This is a genomic window from Idiomarina loihiensis L2TR, assembly GCF_000008465.1.
GTDB lineage: Bacteria > Pseudomonadota > Gammaproteobacteria > Enterobacterales > Alteromonadaceae > Idiomarina > Idiomarina loihiensis.
The window spans coordinates 2382417-2399970 of sequence record NC_006512.1; the positions used below are offsets into that span (position 1 = coordinate 2382417).

General features: G+C 47.0%; 15 protein-coding genes. 11 read left to right on the top strand and 4 right to left on the bottom strand.

Annotation, left to right across the window (positions count from 1 at the left end; all coding sequences use genetic code 11):
• Positions 1 to 128: 128 nt before the first annotated feature.
• Genes IL_RS11435 through IL_RS11465 form a run of 7 tightly spaced genes read left to right on the top strand, consistent with a single transcriptional unit; the run spans position 129 to position 8776 of the window.
• Positions 129 to 2402: an LPS-assembly protein LptD gene (locus tag IL_RS11435; protein WP_011235456.1), complete on the top strand. Its 2274-nt coding sequence runs from the start codon at positions 129 to 131 to the stop codon at positions 2400 to 2402.
• Positions 2403 to 2413: 11 nt separating this feature from the next.
• Positions 2414 to 3712, top strand: coding sequence for a peptidylprolyl isomerase SurA (gene surA / locus IL_RS11440; RefSeq protein WP_011235457.1), 1299 nt, complete (start codon positions 2414 to 2416; stop codon positions 3710 to 3712).
• On the top strand, positions 3709 to 4701 hold the full coding sequence (pdxA, locus tag IL_RS11445; RefSeq protein WP_011235458.1) for a 4-hydroxythreonine-4-phosphate dehydrogenase PdxA: 993 nt from the start codon (positions 3709 to 3711) through the stop codon (positions 4699 to 4701). The genes surA and pdxA overlap by 4 nt, the downstream gene beginning before the upstream one ends.
• A complete protein-coding gene (gene rsmA / locus IL_RS11450) occupies positions 4694 to 5560 on the top strand; it encodes a 16S rRNA (adenine(1518)-N(6)/adenine(1519)-N(6))-dimethyltransferase RsmA (protein ID WP_011235459.1) in 867 nt (288 codons plus the stop codon). Before pdxA ends, rsmA begins: the two co-directional genes overlap by 8 nt.
• The gene (apaG, locus tag IL_RS11455) at positions 5547 to 5921 is read left to right on the top strand and encodes a Co2+/Mg2+ efflux protein ApaG (protein ID WP_011235460.1); all 375 of its coding nucleotides are present in this window, start codon (positions 5547 to 5549) and stop codon (positions 5919 to 5921) included. Before rsmA ends, apaG begins: the two co-directional genes overlap by 14 nt.
• Before the next feature lie 2 nt (positions 5922 to 5923).
• On the top strand, positions 5924 to 6742 hold the full coding sequence (locus IL_RS11460) for a symmetrical bis(5'-nucleosyl)-tetraphosphatase (protein ID WP_011235461.1): 819 nt from the start codon (positions 5924 to 5926) through the stop codon (positions 6740 to 6742).
• Positions 6743 to 6775: 33 nt separating this feature from the next.
• The gene (locus tag IL_RS11465; protein WP_011235462.1) at positions 6776 to 8776 is read left to right on the top strand and encodes a methyl-accepting chemotaxis protein; all 2001 of its coding nucleotides are present in this window, start codon (positions 6776 to 6778) and stop codon (positions 8774 to 8776) included.
• A gap of 93 nt (positions 8777 to 8869) precedes the next feature.
• On the opposite strand, the gene tyrS is transcribed toward IL_RS11465, so the two are convergent.
• Positions 8870 to 10075 carry a tyrosine--tRNA ligase gene (gene tyrS, locus IL_RS11470; protein WP_011235463.1) on the bottom strand — a complete coding sequence of 402 codons (1206 nt, stop codon included), beginning with the start codon at positions 10073 to 10075 and terminating at the stop codon, positions 8870 to 8872.
• Between the two features lie 245 nt (positions 10076 to 10320).
• On the opposite strand from tyrS, the gene IL_RS11475 reads away from it, so the two are divergent.
• On the top strand, positions 10321 to 11604 hold the full coding sequence (locus tag IL_RS11475) for an OapA family protein (protein WP_370543306.1): 1284 nt from the start codon (positions 10321 to 10323) through the stop codon (positions 11602 to 11604).
• Positions 11604 to 12713, top strand: coding sequence for an anhydro-N-acetylmuramic acid kinase (locus IL_RS11480; RefSeq protein ID WP_011235465.1), 1110 nt, complete (start codon positions 11604 to 11606; stop codon positions 12711 to 12713). The genes IL_RS11475 and IL_RS11480 overlap by 1 nt, the downstream gene beginning before the upstream one ends.
• 5 nt (positions 12714 to 12718) lie before the next feature.
• On the opposite strand, the gene pepQ is transcribed toward IL_RS11480, so the two are convergent.
• The 3 genes from pepQ to IL_RS11495 all read right to left on the bottom strand — a co-directional run bounded on the left by pepQ (position 12719) and on the right by IL_RS11495 (position 15273).
• The gene (gene pepQ / locus IL_RS11485) at positions 12719 to 14035 is read right to left on the bottom strand and encodes a Xaa-Pro dipeptidase (protein ID WP_011235466.1); all 1317 of its coding nucleotides are present in this window, start codon (positions 14033 to 14035) and stop codon (positions 12719 to 12721) included.
• Positions 14036 to 14119: 84 nt separating this feature from the next.
• Entirely contained in the window at positions 14120 to 14470 is a 351-nt protein-coding gene (gene erpA / locus IL_RS11490; RefSeq protein ID WP_011235467.1) for an iron-sulfur cluster insertion protein ErpA, read from the bottom strand.
• 56 nt (positions 14471 to 14526) lie between these two features.
• Positions 14527 to 15273: a DUF6776 family protein gene (locus IL_RS11495; protein WP_011235468.1), complete on the bottom strand. Its 747-nt coding sequence runs from the start codon at positions 15271 to 15273 to the stop codon at positions 14527 to 14529.
• Between the two features lie 95 nt (positions 15274 to 15368).
• On the opposite strand from IL_RS11495, the gene IL_RS11500 reads away from it, so the two are divergent.
• On the top strand, positions 15369 to 17063 hold the full coding sequence (locus tag IL_RS11500) for a chloride channel protein (RefSeq protein ID WP_011235469.1): 1695 nt from the start codon (positions 15369 to 15371) through the stop codon (positions 17061 to 17063).
• The gene (gene hemJ / locus IL_RS11505) at positions 17060 to 17491 is read left to right on the top strand and encodes a protoporphyrinogen oxidase HemJ (protein ID WP_011235470.1); all 432 of its coding nucleotides are present in this window, start codon (positions 17060 to 17062) and stop codon (positions 17489 to 17491) included. Before IL_RS11500 ends, hemJ begins: the two co-directional genes overlap by 4 nt.
• Positions 17492 to 17554: the final 63 nt, after the last annotated feature.

A 17554-nucleotide genomic window follows, 5' to 3' on the forward strand; every position in this document is an offset into this window, starting at 1 on the left:
CACCAAATTTGTCGCAAAGCCTTAAAACTAGCAGTGTACCAAATAGCGAAACAAACAAAATTGCTTTATTATACCCTCGCGCTGCAAAACAGAATAAATGCATTTAACAACAACGACGGAAGATTAAATTGCTGCAACGGTTTATTACTTCGCTAATGCTACTGCCCTTTCCCGGCAGCGCGCTAGCGGCTTTACAAAATCAAGACGCACCACAACACATGACTTGTACGGTGGCTCAGCCCACTGAAAGTATGATTGGCGCTGTCCAGTTGCAGAAAACCGAAGCCGGAACTATTGGCGTTGAGTCGCGTAGTGCCGAAATTCTCGCCAATGAAAAAGCATATTTTACCGGTAACGTCATCATTCAGCGTAACGGGCAGTGGTTGTCAACTTCAAAAGCCACTATAGACCAGCAGCGGGGCGAAATTCTCGCTTCAGACGGCATTACTTTTAATGACGGTTATTTAAGCGTTACCGGTGACTCTTTATCGCTGGACTTAAACGATGACCAGGCCAAACTCTACAACAGTGATTACCGCCTGCAAAATCATAACGCGCGGGGCCATGCAGAGTTACTTTCGTTATCCCGGCAGGAAGTTCTATTGCAAGACTCAAGCTTCACCACCTGCCCGGGCGAAACCCCGGCCTGGCAGTTACGCGCAGAGCGCATTGAAATAAATGAAACCAGCGACTTCGGTGAGGCCTGGCATGCCCGGTTTGAGCTATTTGACGTACCGGTACTCTACTTGCCCTATTTTAACTTTCCATTAAGCGACGCGCGTAAAACCGGTTTGCTCTACCCCACGTTTGACTCATCATCAAACAGCGGTTTTGAAGTAGAAGTACCTTACTACTTTAATATTGCGCCCAATATGGATGCGACCATAGCTCCGGTTTACATGTCGGAGCGCGGCACCATGATGAAAGGCGAGTACCGGTATTTGTTTGAGCAAAATGCCGGGCAATTCAATTTAGAGTATTTAGGCAATGACGACACCCGCATTGCGAACAAAAAACGTTACCTTTGGCACGTTCAGCATTCGGCACAAATAAACCAGGACTTGAGTTTCTACCTGGATGCGACCGAAATTAGTGACGACAACTATCTGAATGACTTTGGCAGTGACTTTGCCGGCCGCGCCGACACTCATTTGTATCGCGTCGCCCAGCTTGATTACGATAATGAAAACTGGACCGCGCAATTACGCACCGAAGACTACGAGCTTATTGGTGACTACCGCAGTCCTTATCGCACATTGCCGCAGCTTAGTATCGACTATAATACCGGCGACTTCACTGGCTTCAGCGCCAGCTTATACAACGAGCTAACCTACTTTCAGAATCAGGATCAGACACGCGAATACGCGACCCGGGCACACATAGAGCCGAGCATTCAGTACCGTTTTGAAAAACCGGCTTTTGACACAGAAGCCGAGCTGTCTTACCTCTATACGCGCTACTGGCAGGAAAGCCCGGATGCCAACATTACCGAAGAAGTTACCCGGACACTGCCCCGCGCCCGGGTAAGAGCCCGTTTGCATCTGGAGCGAGCCATTGAACTGGGTGACAGCCAATACCGTCAAACCCTGTCGCCGCAAATTCAGTATTTGTATGTGCCCTATGAAAACCAACAGAACATCGGCATTTACGATACGTCCTTATTGCAGGACGATTATCACGGGCTGTTCCGTAGCCGCCGTTTTTCGGGGTTGGATCGCATCGCCGAGGCTAACCAGATAACGTACGGTGTCAGCAGCAGCTTATTCACTCAGAATGAACGCGAAGTGCTGCGAGCCAGTATTGGGCAAATTTACAATATTAATGACAGTCGTACGCAACTGTTTGCCAGCGATGAAGAAACCACAACCTCCAGTAACAGTGAGTGGGTTGCCGACATTAACTGGGCTGTTGATGAGAACTGGTCAATACGCAGCTCAATTCAATACGATACGGAACTTAACACCACCCGTAAGAGTCAGACCGCGGTAGAGTTCCGTAAAGATGAATCAAACCTGATACAGGTTAGTCATCGCACCGCGACCAACATTCTGAACAACGATATTGAACAAGTTGGAACGCAGGCAGTTTGGTCAGCAAATTCGCGCTGGCAAGTCGCCTCAAATGTCTTTTACGATCTCACACATGATCGTTTAAATGATGCTATGGTGGGCATTCAATACAGCAGTTGCTGCTGGGCCTTACGGGTTAGCGCGTACAGACGCATAAACCGTGATCTTGAGCCGGCTTTTAGTGCGACTCAGATAAACGGCGAAACTCAATTTGACAATGGCATTAGTATACAATTTATTATCAGCGGTTTAGCTTCTGATAGCAGTGGTCTAATTAACATGCTTGAGAAAAGTACGTACGGTTACCGCCGTCCTTTTTATCTCAGTAACTAGTGGTAGGTATAATGAAAAAAATTGCATCGTTTTGTTCAGCAGCTGTGCTGATTGCATCGTCTTTTTTGCTGAATAACACCGTTCAGGCTCAGCAAATACTGGATCGCGTTGTCGTCGTAGTGGATGACGGCGTGGTGCTGCAAAGCCAGATTGACCAACTTATCCAACAAGTTAAGAACGGTCAGAACTTCAACTCGAGTAACGCGCCTTCAGACGAAGTTCTGGAAACTCAGGCTATAGAACGCCTGATTCTGCAGGAAATTCAGTTGCAAATGGCTAACCGCATGGGTATCGAGATTGACGACAACCAGTTAGAGCAAGCCATCAACGAAATAGCAAATAACCAAGACCTTACAACAGCTGAGCTTCGGGAAAACATGGTCAGTAGTGGTATGAGCTGGGCGGCCTACCGCGAAAACATTCGTAACGAGTTGGTTATCCAGCAAGTTCAACGAGCAGCTGTACAACAACGTGTTTCTATCACGCCACAAGAAATTAATAACCTGGTGAAACTCATAGAGAGCAACCAGGAAGTTCAGACAGAGTATCGTTTGGCTCAAATTCTGATTTCCGCTGACTCAAACTCATCACAAGCCGAACTTGAAAAAGCCAAAGAGCGTGCCAACACAGTTTTGAATTTACTGGACAAAGGTAGTGACTTTGCTGATTTGGCGGTACGTTCCTCCTCCGGTTCTGCGGCATTGGATGGCGGTGACCTGGGCTGGATGACAGTTAATGGCATGCCGACCTTGTTTGCGGAAGCTGTAGATGGGAAGTCTGTAGGTGACGTTGTCGGCCCAATCCGCAGTGGTATCGGCTTTCATATTTTGAAAGTACAGGATAAGCGCGGAGAGCAAACAGTCGAAGTACAGGAAGTTAAAGCTCGTCATATTTTAATTAAGCCTTCCGTTATTTTGTCAGACAACAAAGCGAAAGAGATGCTTAATAAATACCGTGAGCAAATTGCCAGTGGCGAAAAGACTTTTGCTGAACTTGCACGTGAACACTCAGCTGACCCTGGCTCGGCCTCTCGTGGCGGCGATTTGGGCTGGGCTCGTCCAAATAAATACGCACCGGAATTCAAACAAAAAGTAGAAAGCATTGAACAAGACACAATAAGTGAACCTTTCAGCACACAGTTTGGCTGGCACATTGTAGAAGTTACCGGCCGCAGAACTCTGGATGCCACTGAAGAAAACAAGCAAGAACGCGCATACCAAATGCTGTTTAGCCGTAAATTCCGCGAAGAGCTTGATAACTGGCAGCAAGAAATTCGCGACCAGGCGTTTATCAGAAGAGTTGCTGAGTGAGTATACCAACTCTTGTATTTACACCGGGTGAGCCCGCAGGTATTGGCCCGGACTTAATTATAAAAATAGCGCAGCAGCCCTGGTCGGCTGCTGTCGTTGTCTGTGCAGATAAAAATTTACTGAAGCAACGCGCCGAGCAATTGAACCTTCCTATTACTCTGCATAGGTATAGAAAAGGTGAAGAACTGCCGCAACATGAACCCGGACACCTTTGGGTAGAACATATTCCAGTATGCGAAGACGTGATTCCCGGCGAGTTATGCACAGCCAACGGTCATTATGTGGTTGATTGCTTAAAAAGAGCCTCTGACGGTAATCTCTCAGGCGAGTTCGATGCCATTGTTACCGGCCCTGTACACAAAGGTGTGATTAATCAAGCCGGCGTGGCGTTTTCAGGACACACTGAATTTTTAGCTCATGAAGCGAACTGCAATGATGTCGTTATGATGTTGGCTACAGAAGGCCTGCGTGTGGCGCTGGTTACGACTCACATTCCACTGGCCTATGTGGCAAAAGCCGTTACCGCGGAGCGTCTGACCAACATTATTACCATACTGCATAACGATCTGACTAAGAAATTCGGCGAGTCGTCGCCCAAAATATTGGTTTGCGGATTAAACCCTCATGCGGGAGAGTCGGGACATTTAGGCAGGGAAGAAATAGACATTATTATTCCGGTTCTGGAACAACTTAAAAAGCAAGGCATGAACTTGCACGGCCCGTATCCCGCAGATACCATTTTTCAGCCAAAGTACCTTGAAGATGCTAGTGCGGTAGTTGCTATGTATCACGATCAGGGTCTTCCGGTGCTAAAATATAAAGGTTTCGGGCAGGCCGTAAACATTACACTCGGGTTACCTTATATCCGGACTTCTGTTGATCACGGTACAGCACTTGAGCTGGCCGGGTCTGGCAAGATTAGCGACGGTAGTTGCCGCCTGGCAATGCAGACCGCTATAGATATGGCAAGAGCAGCGTATTATGAGTAAAAACCAAGGTGGGAATAAACACCAGGGCGGAAGTAAAACCCACTTGGGCCACCGGGCACGTAAACGGTTTGGCCAGAACTTCCTGAATGACGACTATATTATTGAGCAGATTGTTGATGCCATTAACCCTTTGCCCGGTGAAAACCTAATAGAAATTGGCCCGGGTTTAGCGGCATTAACTGAGCCGACGGTAGATCGCAGTGGCCATTTAAAAGTTATCGAAATTGACCGTGACTTAGTTGAAAGGCTTCAGCATCACCCTTTTTTAAGTTCAAAACTGGAAGTGATTCAAGCCGATGCGCTAAGCATAGATTTTAGCCAGTTTGCCGAAGAGGGTCCGGCACGAGTATTCGGCAATCTACCCTATAACATTTCTACACCGCTTATCTTTCATCTGCTGAAGTTTGCCGATGATGTAAAAGATATGCACTTTATGCTGCAAAAAGAAGTGGTTGATCGCTTAGCGGCGGAGCCTGGCTCAAAAAGTTATGGCAGAATCAGCGTTGGTGTGCAGCAAGCCTGCAAGGTCACTCCAGTGGTTGCCGTACCACCGTCGGCATTTACACCACCACCGAAAGTAGAGTCATCGGTGGTTCGGTTAGAACCCTATGCCGAAAGCCCACACCCAGTTAAAGATAAAGCGCAACTGCATAGCTTATGTTTGACAGCGTTTAACCAACGCCGTAAAACAATAAGAAACAACCTTAAACAGTTGGTTCCTGCAGAGCAGATGGAAGCCCTTGGTATTGACCCGGGCGCAAGGCCGGAGACGCTCTCTGTAGACGATTACTGCAGGATATCCGACTGGCTCACTGAACACTCGCTCACAAAACAAGCGGAAAAGAATGACAGTCAGTAAAATTGAAATTGATGTAAAAACGCAATATTTAGCGGCGCAGTCAAACCCTGATGCCGGACAATATGTATTTTCTTACACCATAACCATAACCAATGAGTCCAGCCAGTTAGTGCAGTTGCTTGCCCGCGAATGGCGCATTACCGACGCAGACAATAAAATTACCCGGGTAGCCGGTGACGGTGTAGTCGGACAACAGCCTAAACTGGCTGCCGGTGAATCATTCAGTTATACCAGCGGTACCGTTCTGGCTACGCCTATAGGCACTATGGAAGGGCATTACCTAATGATAGATGAACAGGGCTCGCAGTTTAAAGCACCTATTCCTTCGTTCCGGCTGGCCATCCCTAATATTATTCATTAATTATGAGCAATTACGTTGTCGGTGATATCCAGGGTTGCTTCCGTGAACTTGAAGCTCTGCTTACCCAAGTCAGCTTTAACCCTGCAAACGACTCTTTATGGTGTGTAGGTGATATTGTCGCGCGCGGCCCCAGTTCGCGCGATGCGTTGCGTTTTTTCTATGAGAACAGTAACTCGGTACACAGCGTATTAGGTAATCACGATTTAAACTTAATGGCAGTGTTGCTGGGTTATCGCCAGCCTAACCCAAAAGACAAACTCAATGCGTTATTAGAAGACAGTGATCGCTATGACTGGTTAGAGTGGTTGCGTCACCAACCTTTGATGCATCAGCTAGAAGAGCACAATACGGTAATAACTCACGCTGGTATTTACCCATGGTGGACACTCAAACAAGCCAGTCAATACGCACAGGAAGTGACAAAAGTTCTTACTGGCAATGAGTTTAAAAACTTTATGCAGCAGTTATTTGGCAACTCGCCGGAAAAATGGGACTCAAGTCTGCAAGGTTTTGACCGATACCGTTTTATAGTGAACGCGTTTACCCGAATGCGTTACTGTAATCCGGAAGGTGAACTGGATTTTTCCCAAAAAGATAATCCATATGAACGTTCATCGCAGGATTCGTATAAGCCATGGTTTAACTTTTGGTCAGAATCCGAGAATCGAGTATTATTCGGGCATTGGGCTGCGCTAATGGGCGAAACCCGGCGTCAGGATGTGATAGCGCTGGATACTGGCTGTGTCTGGGGTCAGTATATGACGTTATATAGCGTTGAGAATAAAACCTTCTTTCATGAACCGGCTTTGACCGGAAAGTGACAATAATAATTATGCAGTGCTGAGGAAAGTTTCATGAAAATTACTGTTGCCATGCGAGTTATCGGTGGTTTTGCCATCATTACTTTGCTGTTACTCATCATTAGCTTAAGCTCGTTGTTTAATATCAACAGCATAGGTTCGTCAGTTGATAAACTCAACGATGAGGCGGTTCCGGCACTGAATCAAGTCTCGGCTATTAAAGTCGATATTCTCGAGCTGGGTACAGTTCAGTTAGAAACTTTTTATGATGAAAGTTTAGAACAGGTTGAAGCCCACAAAAAAGAATTCAATGAATCGAACAAATTGCTTTTTGCCTCTCTTGATAAACTTAAAGAACTTATTCAGGGTAACGGTCAAAGCGACGAAATTAGCGCTTTGGAAAAAGACTCGCGCCAATACGTCAATCTGATCGAGCTTTTGTTCAATCAGCACAGCGAGTATCTGCAACTACAAAGTGTTACCGCCTCTCAGTTAGATGAAATTGCATTCAATATCGATGATGCGGCTATTATGCTACTGGATACCATGGATGCCTCTAACAACGAAGTCATCTCTCGTGAAGCCAGTAATATTGAGTCGTCACTGTCCAGCCTTATCACCTTAATGTATGACTTGAACAAAGCTAATAAATTAGACAGCGCTCAAATCATTCGCAGTGAAATCGATATTAATATTGACAGTATCCGCCCTCGTCTTGAAGCTTTAGACAACGAGGCAACTGGTGGCACAGAAGCCATGGTTGATGACGCGATTGGAACAGTTCGTGACGCACTCGACAGCCTTCAGGGCGCAGGTTCCTATCCGGACAATGTCATTCGCCGCCAACAGCTGCGTTTAGATTCTGAAGACTCTCTGGATAAGTCAGAAATTCAACTGAATAAACTGATGGCTGAGGCTGATCGTCTGCAAACTGCGGTTCGTGGAATAGCAGACGGTACTCGTGTTTCAGTAACAGACTCTATCTCTACCAGTAGCTGGCTCAATAGTATCATCACCATTATTTCTATTGCTCTGGCTGTGCTTATTTCATGGTACACCGTACGTAGCATCAGCCGTCCATTGTCACGCGTTAACCACATGCTGAACATTATGGCGGATGGTAACTTAACCGAACGTGTTGACTATAACGCTCAGGACGAATTTGGTGAGCTCGCCTCAAACACCAATAAACTGACCGGTAATTTACGTAAACTTATTGAAGGTATTGCGAACCGCGCCACTCAGCTGGCTACGGCCGCGGAGCAATCTTCCAATGTTTCTGACGAGACAACTAACGCCATTGACGAACAACGCCGTCAGATTGAGCAAGTAGCCACGGCCACTCAGGAAATGAACAGTACGGCCAGCGAAATGGCCGACGGTGCAGAACAGGCCTTACGCGAAATTCAGCACTCTGATGATGAAGCCAAACGTGTTCGTCAAATTTCAGACAAAAACCGTGCGACTATCGAAGGCCTGGCTAGTGAAATTAAAGGCGCCTCGGAAGTTATCGATCAGTTGTCAGAAAACAGCAAAAACATTGGTGGCATTCTGGATGTTATTCGCGGTATTGCCGACCAGACCAACTTGCTTGCACTGAACGCGGCCATTGAAGCGGCACGTGCCGGTGAGCAAGGTCGCGGATTTGCGGTTGTTGCTGATGAAGTTCGCACTCTGGCAAGCCGTACTCAAGAGTCCACCGAAGAAATTCAGGATATGATTGAGAATCTTCAGAATGACTCTCAGCGAGCGGTTACCGTTATGAATAAAGGCCGCGAGCAAGCTGAACTCAGTGTGCAGCAATCCGATGAAGCAGCTCAGGCACTTCAATCTATTACTGAGTCAGTGCATCAGGCGTCTGACAGCAGTAACCATATTGCTAATGCAGCGAAAGAGCAAAGCAGTACTGCGCAGGATATCAGCGAGCGTCTTGAGTCTATTGTTTCCATTGCCGAACAAACGGCTTCTGGTTCCAAACAAACAGCTCAAGCGTCTAACGAAGTCGCTAAACTGGCCGATGAGCTCCAGGACTCAATTAAGAGTTTCAGAGTCTAAAGCAAAAACCTCTGAACTGCAGAAACAAAAAAGGCGCTCTTTAAAGGCGCCTTTTTATATTTCACGGTTTTATTGCCTCAATAATTAACGCTGTTACGCCGTTAAGTTAATTTTAGCGAAGCGACGTTTACCCACCTGATATACTCCAGAGTCCTTTTCTGTGCACAGGTAACGCGAATCACTGAATTTCTCGCCATCCACTTTAACGGCATTTTGTTTTATCATTCGTAACGCTTCCGAGGTGGACTCAACCAAGCCGGCTTCTTTTAGCACATTACCTATTGCCATTCCCTCAGCTCCGACTTGCACCGTCTTTTCCGGAATATCGTCCGGTAAAGCATTTTTCTGGAAACGCTGGATAAAATCCTGTTCGGCTTTCTCAGCGTCGTCTTCCGAGTGAAAGCGAGCGATGATTTCTTTTGCCAGCAAAACTTTCACATCACGTGGGTTTTTGCCGTCGGCTACAGCCGCTTTCAGTTCGTCAATTTCGGTAATGGAACGAAAGCTGAGTAACTGGAAGTAACGCCACATGAGCTCATCTGACACCGACATAATTTTACCAAACATGTCATTTGCCGGTTCCGTAATGCCAATATAGTTATTCAGCGATTTTGACATTTTCTGCACACCGTCCAGCCCTTCCAGTAACGGCGTCATAATGACAGTTTGTGGACGCTGCCCTTCTTCTTTTTGCAGTTCGCGCCCCATGAGCAGGTTGAAGCGCTGGTCGGTTCCGCCCAGCTCAACGTCAGCTTTTAATTCAACCGAATCCCAGCCCTGAACCAATGGGTATAAAAACTCGTGAATAGCTATCGACTGATTGTTCTGGTAGCGTTTTTTAAAATCATCACGTTCTAACATACGGGCTACGGTCTGGCGCGCAGCCAGTTTAATCATATCGGCTGCCCCCATTTTCGACATCCATTCGGAGTTAAAACGGATTTCGGTTTTAGCCGGATCGAGAATTTTAAAAACCTGTTCTTTATAAGTTTCAGCGTTAGCAATAACCTGTTCCGTGGTCAGCGGCTTTCTGGTCACATTCTTACCTGTAGGGTCACCTATCATGCCGGTGAAATCACCTATAAGGAAAACCACTTTATGACCAAAGTCCTGAAATACTCTCAGCTTGTTGATTAAAACAGTGTGTCCCAAGTGTAAATCAGGTGCCGTTGGGTCAAAGCCAGCTTTCACTGTCAGTGGCTTACCACTGGCCAACTTCTCAGCCAGTTCCTGCTCGAGTAAAACTTCTTCGGCACCGCGAGTAATCTCGGCAATAGCTTCCGCCACTTCGGTTTTCATCCTCATCTCCAACTGTAAAAACTCATAAACCAGCCATTTTACGCCATTATTACCGCTGTTTTAAGCTCAATGATCTGGTATTCTTCATTTTTTCGTATTATCCTCGAAACCATAAGGTTATTCCGTGGTCGTAAACAGGTGCGGTAATCCCCGTGTTTGCTAACACATGTTTACTGGATAATCACAATAAAGAAAGTGAAGTGCGCTATAATATGACATTAAAATCTGTCACCAAAATTCAGCGGATGTTTCTGCAACTTCCGCATTCTCATAAAATTCTGATCAGTGCGATCAGCGTTGCCCTCTTGCTATTACTGATCATTCCGTCGGAACCTGCCACGGCATCTAAGAACAGTACTTCAGCAGAGCAGTTGATGCCAGGTAAACGTTACCAGCTCGATTTAGCTTTTGAGCAACCCAGCTCAGATGAAAGTACCGAAAACTCAGAGCTGACATGGCAAACCTATCAGATTAAATCGGGTGACAGCTTAGCTAAAATATTTAGCAAAGTAGGCTTTAGTGCCCAGCAACTGTATCGCGTTACCGAGTCCGGCGATGAAGCCAAATATCTTCGTAAAGTTCACCCTGGCGATTTGCTTCGCTTTGCGACTGACAGTGACGATAACCTGGTGCAGCTAGCGCACCAGATAAACGATACAGAAACGCTTATTATCACTCGTCAAAACGACAGCTTTGTTGCTGAAATCGAAACTAAAAAAGTTGAAGTTCGTACAGAATTCACTCATGCCGTTATTGACTCCAGCTTCTGGAATGCCGGTATCGACTCGGGTTTGACTGACAACCAAATTATGCGCATTGCCAATATTTTTGGCTGGGATATCGACTTTGCCTTAGACTTGCGTAAAAACGACGAATTTAGCGTACTTTATGAAACGCACTATGTAGATGGCGAGTTTGTTGGCTACGGCAAAATTTTAGCGGCAGAGTTTGTAAACCGGGACGAGAACTTCCAGGCCATTCTTCACGATAATGGACAATATTATACGCCGAACGGTCGCGCCATGCGCAAAACCTTCCTGCGTTCACCGGTTAACTTTACCTACATAAGCTCGAGCTTCAACCCTCGCCGCTTACATCCGGTTACCGGAAGAGTGCGCCCGCACAATGGTATAGATTACGCAGCCTCTACTGGCACGCCAGTAATGTCTTCTGGTGATGGTAAAGTTATCGCGGCTGGTTATACCTCGTTGAATGGTAATTATATTTTTGTGCAACACGGCGAACGCTACGTGACTAAGTATTTACACCTTAGCCGTAAGCACGTGAAAACAGGCGACCGTGTTAAACAAGGTCAGGTAATTGGTCGCGTCGGCGCGACAGGCCGGGTAACGGGTCCACACTTACACTACGAATTCCTTGTTGACGGCGTACATCGTAACCCTCGTACGGTGGAATTGCCGGAAGCCAAGTCGCTGGGTGAATCAGAATTACCGGCTTTCCGTCAACACGCGGATCAGGTAATGGCCATACTAAACGACAACAGACGCGTTTACCTGGCGATGCAGTAATGTTTCAGCGTTATATTGGACTGATGTCGGGCACCAGTATGGATGCGGTTGACGCGGCATTGGTCCAGATAGATGCGCAAGGCACGCCCAGACTTGAAGCTCATCACTCTTTGTCTTTCCCCCCGGAATTGCGTACTCGCTTATTGGCTTTAAGCCACACAGACAACTGGCAGGCCGATGAACTGGCCGGTTTAGACATTGCTTTTTCCCAGCTCAGTGCCAAAGTAGTAGAGCGGCTTCTTGAAAAAGTCAGTATCGCAGCAAAAGACATTACCGCCATAGCCAGTCACGGACAAACCGTTCGCCACAAGCCCAACTCAATACCAGCCTACACCTGTCAAATTGGCGACCCTACACGGTTAGCTTTGGGTACGGGTATTGATGTGATTTACGATTTTCGTCGCAAAGACATCGCCGCAGGTGGTCAGGGTGCGCCATTGGTTCCGGCTTTTCATAAGCAAGTTTTTTCCCGCAAGAATCAAAGCATTGCGGTGATTAATTTAGGTGGTATTGCCAATGTCACCTGGCTTGGCCATAACGGCAACATACTGGGCTTCGATACAGGACCTGCCAACACCTTGCTCGACCAATGGGTTCAGCATAATGACTCAAGTAAAAGCTTCGATGAAAATGCTCAGTTTGCGAGAGCAGGCAAACTTCAGCCTGACCTGCTAAAGCGTTTATTGCAGCATCCGTTTTTTGCTAAGCCAGCTCCCAAAAGTACGGGTCGCGAGGAGTTCAACTTAAAATGGCTGCAACGACAATTGACCGGACACAACATTAGCCCGGCTGATGTACAGCGCACTTTGACCGAACTTACCGCTATTAGCATCAAAGATGCACTGACAACCTTGCCACAACAACCCGATACGGCTTATTTTTGTGGTGGCGGCACCCGAAACCCATTATTGATGGAGCGCTTAACTCAACTTTTAGCGCCGATTCAATGCGATACTACAGCGAGTTTAGGCGTTGACCCGCAATGGGTTGAGGCAATCGCTTTTGCCTGGTTAGGCTGGTGTTTCGAGCATAAAAAACCGGGCAACCAGCCTGAAGTTACAGGAGCCAGTCATCCGGTTGTTTTAGGCGCTAAAGTCCTACATCAATAGACTCTTTATTCGGCACCCAGTTCTTTAAACGCATCACGCGTCAGGTTTTCATTGCCATCGGCTCCAACCACGATGCTGTCTTCAATACGTACACCGCCGTATGGACGCAGCTCATCAACTTTCTCCCAGTTAATATCTGCGCTGTCTTTGTGCTCTTCCAGTAGCTGATCGACCACATATAAGCCCGGCTCAATTGTGAAGACGTGGCCAACTTCAATGTCTCGTAATAAGCGTAAAAACGGATGACGCTCACTGCGCTCGTAGCTGTTACCTTTGTCGTCCTTCAGGAAACCGCCAACATCATGTACCTGCAAACCAATAAAGTGGCCTAATCCGTGTGGCATAAAGGCACTGGTGTAACCTTTGTCATAAATGCTTTGTGCATCACCTTTAATAAACTCAAAGTCACTTAAAATTTGCGCGACTTTCAGATGCATCGACACATGCAGGTCGTAATAGCTCACACCGGGCTTAATCTCGCTCAACAGCTCTTGTTGTGCTTTATCCATAGCTTCTACCAGATTCGCGTAGAAACCTTCTTCATAAGCGTATGAGCGGGTTATATCGGAGCAATAACCACGGTAGCGTGCGCCAGCATCTATTAAGAACGAACGGATTTGCTTAGGCGGAACAGTGTCGTATACGTCATAATGCAAAATTGCCGAGTGGCTGTTCAGCGCAACGATACTATTGTAAGGCACCTGTGACTCACGAAAGTCGATAGCGCCAAGGTAAGCATGATGTATTTCCAACTCGCTTTTACCGGCAAAAAAGGCTTCTTTTGCTGCAACATGGGCTTTTGCCGCTAAGCGGTTGGCTTCGCGCAAATTATCCACTTCCCATTGAGTTTTTATTGAGCGGTGAAAGTGCAGATGATCAATCAATGCCTGCGGGTTACGTGCTTTTACTCTCCAGTCACTGACTGGCTGTGCAAAGTCTTCACCAATAAAAGCGGACTGCTCCAAGTCGCTGCCTAAGTCTTCAGTCAGCATGCTTAAGTCGTCGATAATTTTTAAATCAACATGCTGCTGCCATTCTTCTTCCGGCACATTCACTGGAGCATGCCAAAAGTCCCGAGCCTGAAATAAGTAAACCGTAGGACGTTGGCTGCCCTTGCGATAAAAAATAGCGCTTTTGGGGCTTTCTGTGACCGGAACCCAGTATTTAAATAGCGGATTAACCCGGTACGGCGGCGCGTTATCATCGAGAAAATCAACTCGTGGCTGGCCCGAGTAAACCAGTACCGATTCAAAATTGTTGTCCTCTAACGCTTTATCAAAGCGGCTACAAACTGTCTTGATGTGTTCTGCGTACGCGCTCATAAAAAAACCTCACAAAAAATTGTGAGGTTATTCTAGCGGAAAAGCCGAAAACTTTCAGCTGTTCCCGAGGGAAGGAACTAAAGCCTAAACGGAAAAACTCGAACCGCAACCACAGGTTGTTGTGGCATTAGGGTTGTCGACAAAAAAGCGTGAACCCTGCAGTCCTTCTTCGTAGCTGACCACGCCCCCCATTAAATACTGTAAACTCATTGGATCAACCAGCAGGGTGACGCCGTTTTTTTCTATTTCCATATCACCCGGGTTTTTCTTTTCATCAAAGGTAAAACCATATTGGAAGCCCGAACAACCGCCTCCGGTTACGTAAACACGCAACTTCAAGTTTGGGTTTTCTTCTTCAGCAATCAGCTTACCCACTTTGCTTGCCGCTTGTTCAGTGAACTCAATCGGCATTGCCTGCTCTGCTGCACTGCTCATGATTTCTCTACCTTGGTTGAACTCTACTGCTATTTTCTCTTACCTGAGTATTTTGGTCAAGTATCGCCGTCACTACGCACACCGGGGTTGGCATCTCCGCGGCTAATTTCTTTCCAGAAAAAGGTTCGGTCCAGTGTCCCTCTACCACCTTTGGTTAGCTGCACTTTTACTTCAACCCGTTCTGGCACAAGCCCTTCAGGCATAAAGAAGTCGCCTTCGTACAAAGAGAAATAGCGCATAGAAAAGCTCCGTTCATCTTGCGCTATATTGGCAAGTTTCAGTAAGTCATAACGCTCTTTCTTACCATCAATGCGGCCGACCAGTTCAACCGTAACATTCCCCTGAACAAAGTTACGGCGCTGCTCAATTTGCAATACCGCCAGAGAGAAATGGAAATGATTTTCTGAACGGTTCTTAGTAACCGTTAAAGAGTCTATCGTAACGCCGCTTTCCTGTAGCTCCGGCGCCATAATCTTCTGATAAAACGCTAAGTCTCGGCGTAAACCATAATTATCGTTCTGTAACGCACTCAACTCGTCCTGCAAACTTTGGTTTGCCGAGCGCTCAATGTCTAGCTCAACTTGCAGCACATGGCGTTGATACTCCATCTGCTCAATACGCTGATAAAGCTGCTCAAGTTGTTGCGACTGTTTGGAAACTTCTTCTTTCAAGGCTTTTGCATGCCAAACTCCGGCTAGGTAAGCCAGGTAAACAACCAAAACAGCAACACAGATCAACAACACAAATACCGGGAAAGCTCCCCAGCGCTGTTGCCAGTATTTCAGGTTAAAATAGGGCTTCATAACTTCCAGCTCATTTCCATCAAGCGTTTATGCTGATATGTTATTGATAAATATGCAAGCTCATCCCACGGTTTAAGGTAAGGATCTTATTTTAAATGGCCTCTAACTCGGTATTCCGACAGCAACTGCGCAAACAGCTGGCGACCCCGTCGACCACTATCGCCATTTGTTTAATGGGTCTTACCGGCGGTATTCTTGCAGCTCTTATGATTGCCGGATTCCGTTTGGCGATTGAGCAAGGCGCTTATCTTGTCGGCAATGGTAGCTATTGGCAACAGCCTTTACCAACTACTTACCGCTTTTTACTCCCCATTATTGCTGCCGCCATTGTTTATGTTCTGTTTCGGCTATCGGGATCTAAACACGTGCGGATGGGTATCCCCTACGTTATCCATCGTATGAAACAGCATTACGGCATGCTGCCCTGGCGCAGTACCGTGAACCAGTTCTTTGGTGGAATAATTGCTCTGGTTGCAGGTTTCAGTGTTGGCCGCGAAGGGCCAGCAGTTCATTTAGGCGCCGCTGCAGCTACCTGGCTTGGTTTTCATTTCGACGCCCCAAAAAATGCCATACGAACCCTTGCCGCATGCGGTATCGCCGCCGCTATCGCGGCCTCTTTTAATACACCGCTGGCGGCTATGGTTCTGGTAATGGAAGTGGTACTGCGGGAATACAAAGTTCACGTTTTTATACCGGTTATGCTGTCAGCGGTAGCGGGTTCACTTATTACTGAAGAAATTTTCGGAGTCGCCTCAGAGCTGGCCGTACTCTCAGCCCAGGATATTCCGACCACGCAACTGCCGTGGGTGATGCTACTGGGTGTTGTACTGGGTTTTGTCGGGGTTTTGTTCAAAAAACTTATGCTGGATGTCATGGAAACCGTACAAGACATGTCATTGCTTACCCGCTTGCTCTTTGCCGGACTTATTACCGCCATGCTAGCCGTCATCATTCCCAGCAGCTTAGGTCCGGGTCTTACAGCCATTGAGCAGGTGTTGAATCATCAGGGGGAAATGTCGCTGCTGACCACCTTACTCATAGCAAAGCTTTTTGCCTCGGCTATTGCTTTGGGCATGGGTATACCCGGCGGTTTAATTGGTGCCGTGTTCGGTATTGGAGCCATTATTGCTGCGGTATTTGTCGGCGCAGTTAACGGCCTGGATATTCAACAGCCACTGTCTTTCGACAGCTTCATTCTGTTGGGAATGGCAGGCATTTTAGCGGCCTGTATTCACGCACCCATGGCGGCTCTGCTTGCTATTGTCGAGTTGTCTCGCAGTGTGGAAATTATCATTCCCGCTATGTTAGTTATTGTGCCTGCTTACTTGATATCCAGTCAGTTACTGAAGTCAAAGTCCATTTTCATCTCCCAGCTAGAGTTGCAGGGTTTACCTTACCAGCTGGCCCCGGTGCATGTTGCATTACAAAAAACCGGTGTTGAAAACGTTATGGAAACAGACTTCAAATTGCTGCTTGAACCCACTCAGAACGAACTGGTTGACTCACTTGAATCTGCGCAGGCGAAAACCGTTATTGTCATGTCAGTCGATGAAGATAATCAGGCACTTTATCGTCTGGTAACTTATGATATAAACGCCGGGGACAGTCCCAGCCTGAGTTACACTCCTATCAAAGGAGTTCGGGTCACATCGACTCTGGCCGAAGTGTATGATGAAATTGGACCCAAGCGTCGGGGGGCTGTGTACATTTATGAGACCGATGATGGCCAGCCCTGTGGCATTGTTACCTGGGAACTTGTTCGTAAAGCCCTACAGAGAGAACTCGCATGACATGGATACTTTGGGTTAAAGCCCTGCATATTGCTTTTATGGTGGCCTGGTTTGCCGGCATCTTCTACTTACCACGTTTGTTTGTTTATCACGCAATGAACGCCAAGCCTGCCGTGGACGAGCAACTCTGTATAATGGAAAGGCGTTTACTGTATTTCGTCACCCCCTTTGCCATTCTTACCCTCGTTTTCGGTGTGGTGCTTATTTTTGCCTACGGCTCAGCGTGGTTTGCTGCCAGTGGCTGGATGCACACTAAACTGGTACTGGTGTTACTACTTTTTGTGTATCACGGTTACTGTTTCAAACTATTGAAAGACTTTAAAACCGGCACCAACCGCCGCAGCCACCGGTTTTACCGAGTGTTTAACGAGCTCCCGGTACTGGCACTTTTCGCTATTATCATTTTAGCGGTAGTTAAGCCTTATTAGATTCTCTTGTGCCGCATGATTTGCTATAGTGTGCGCCCAGTGACATTCTGCGGCAGAGGCGCA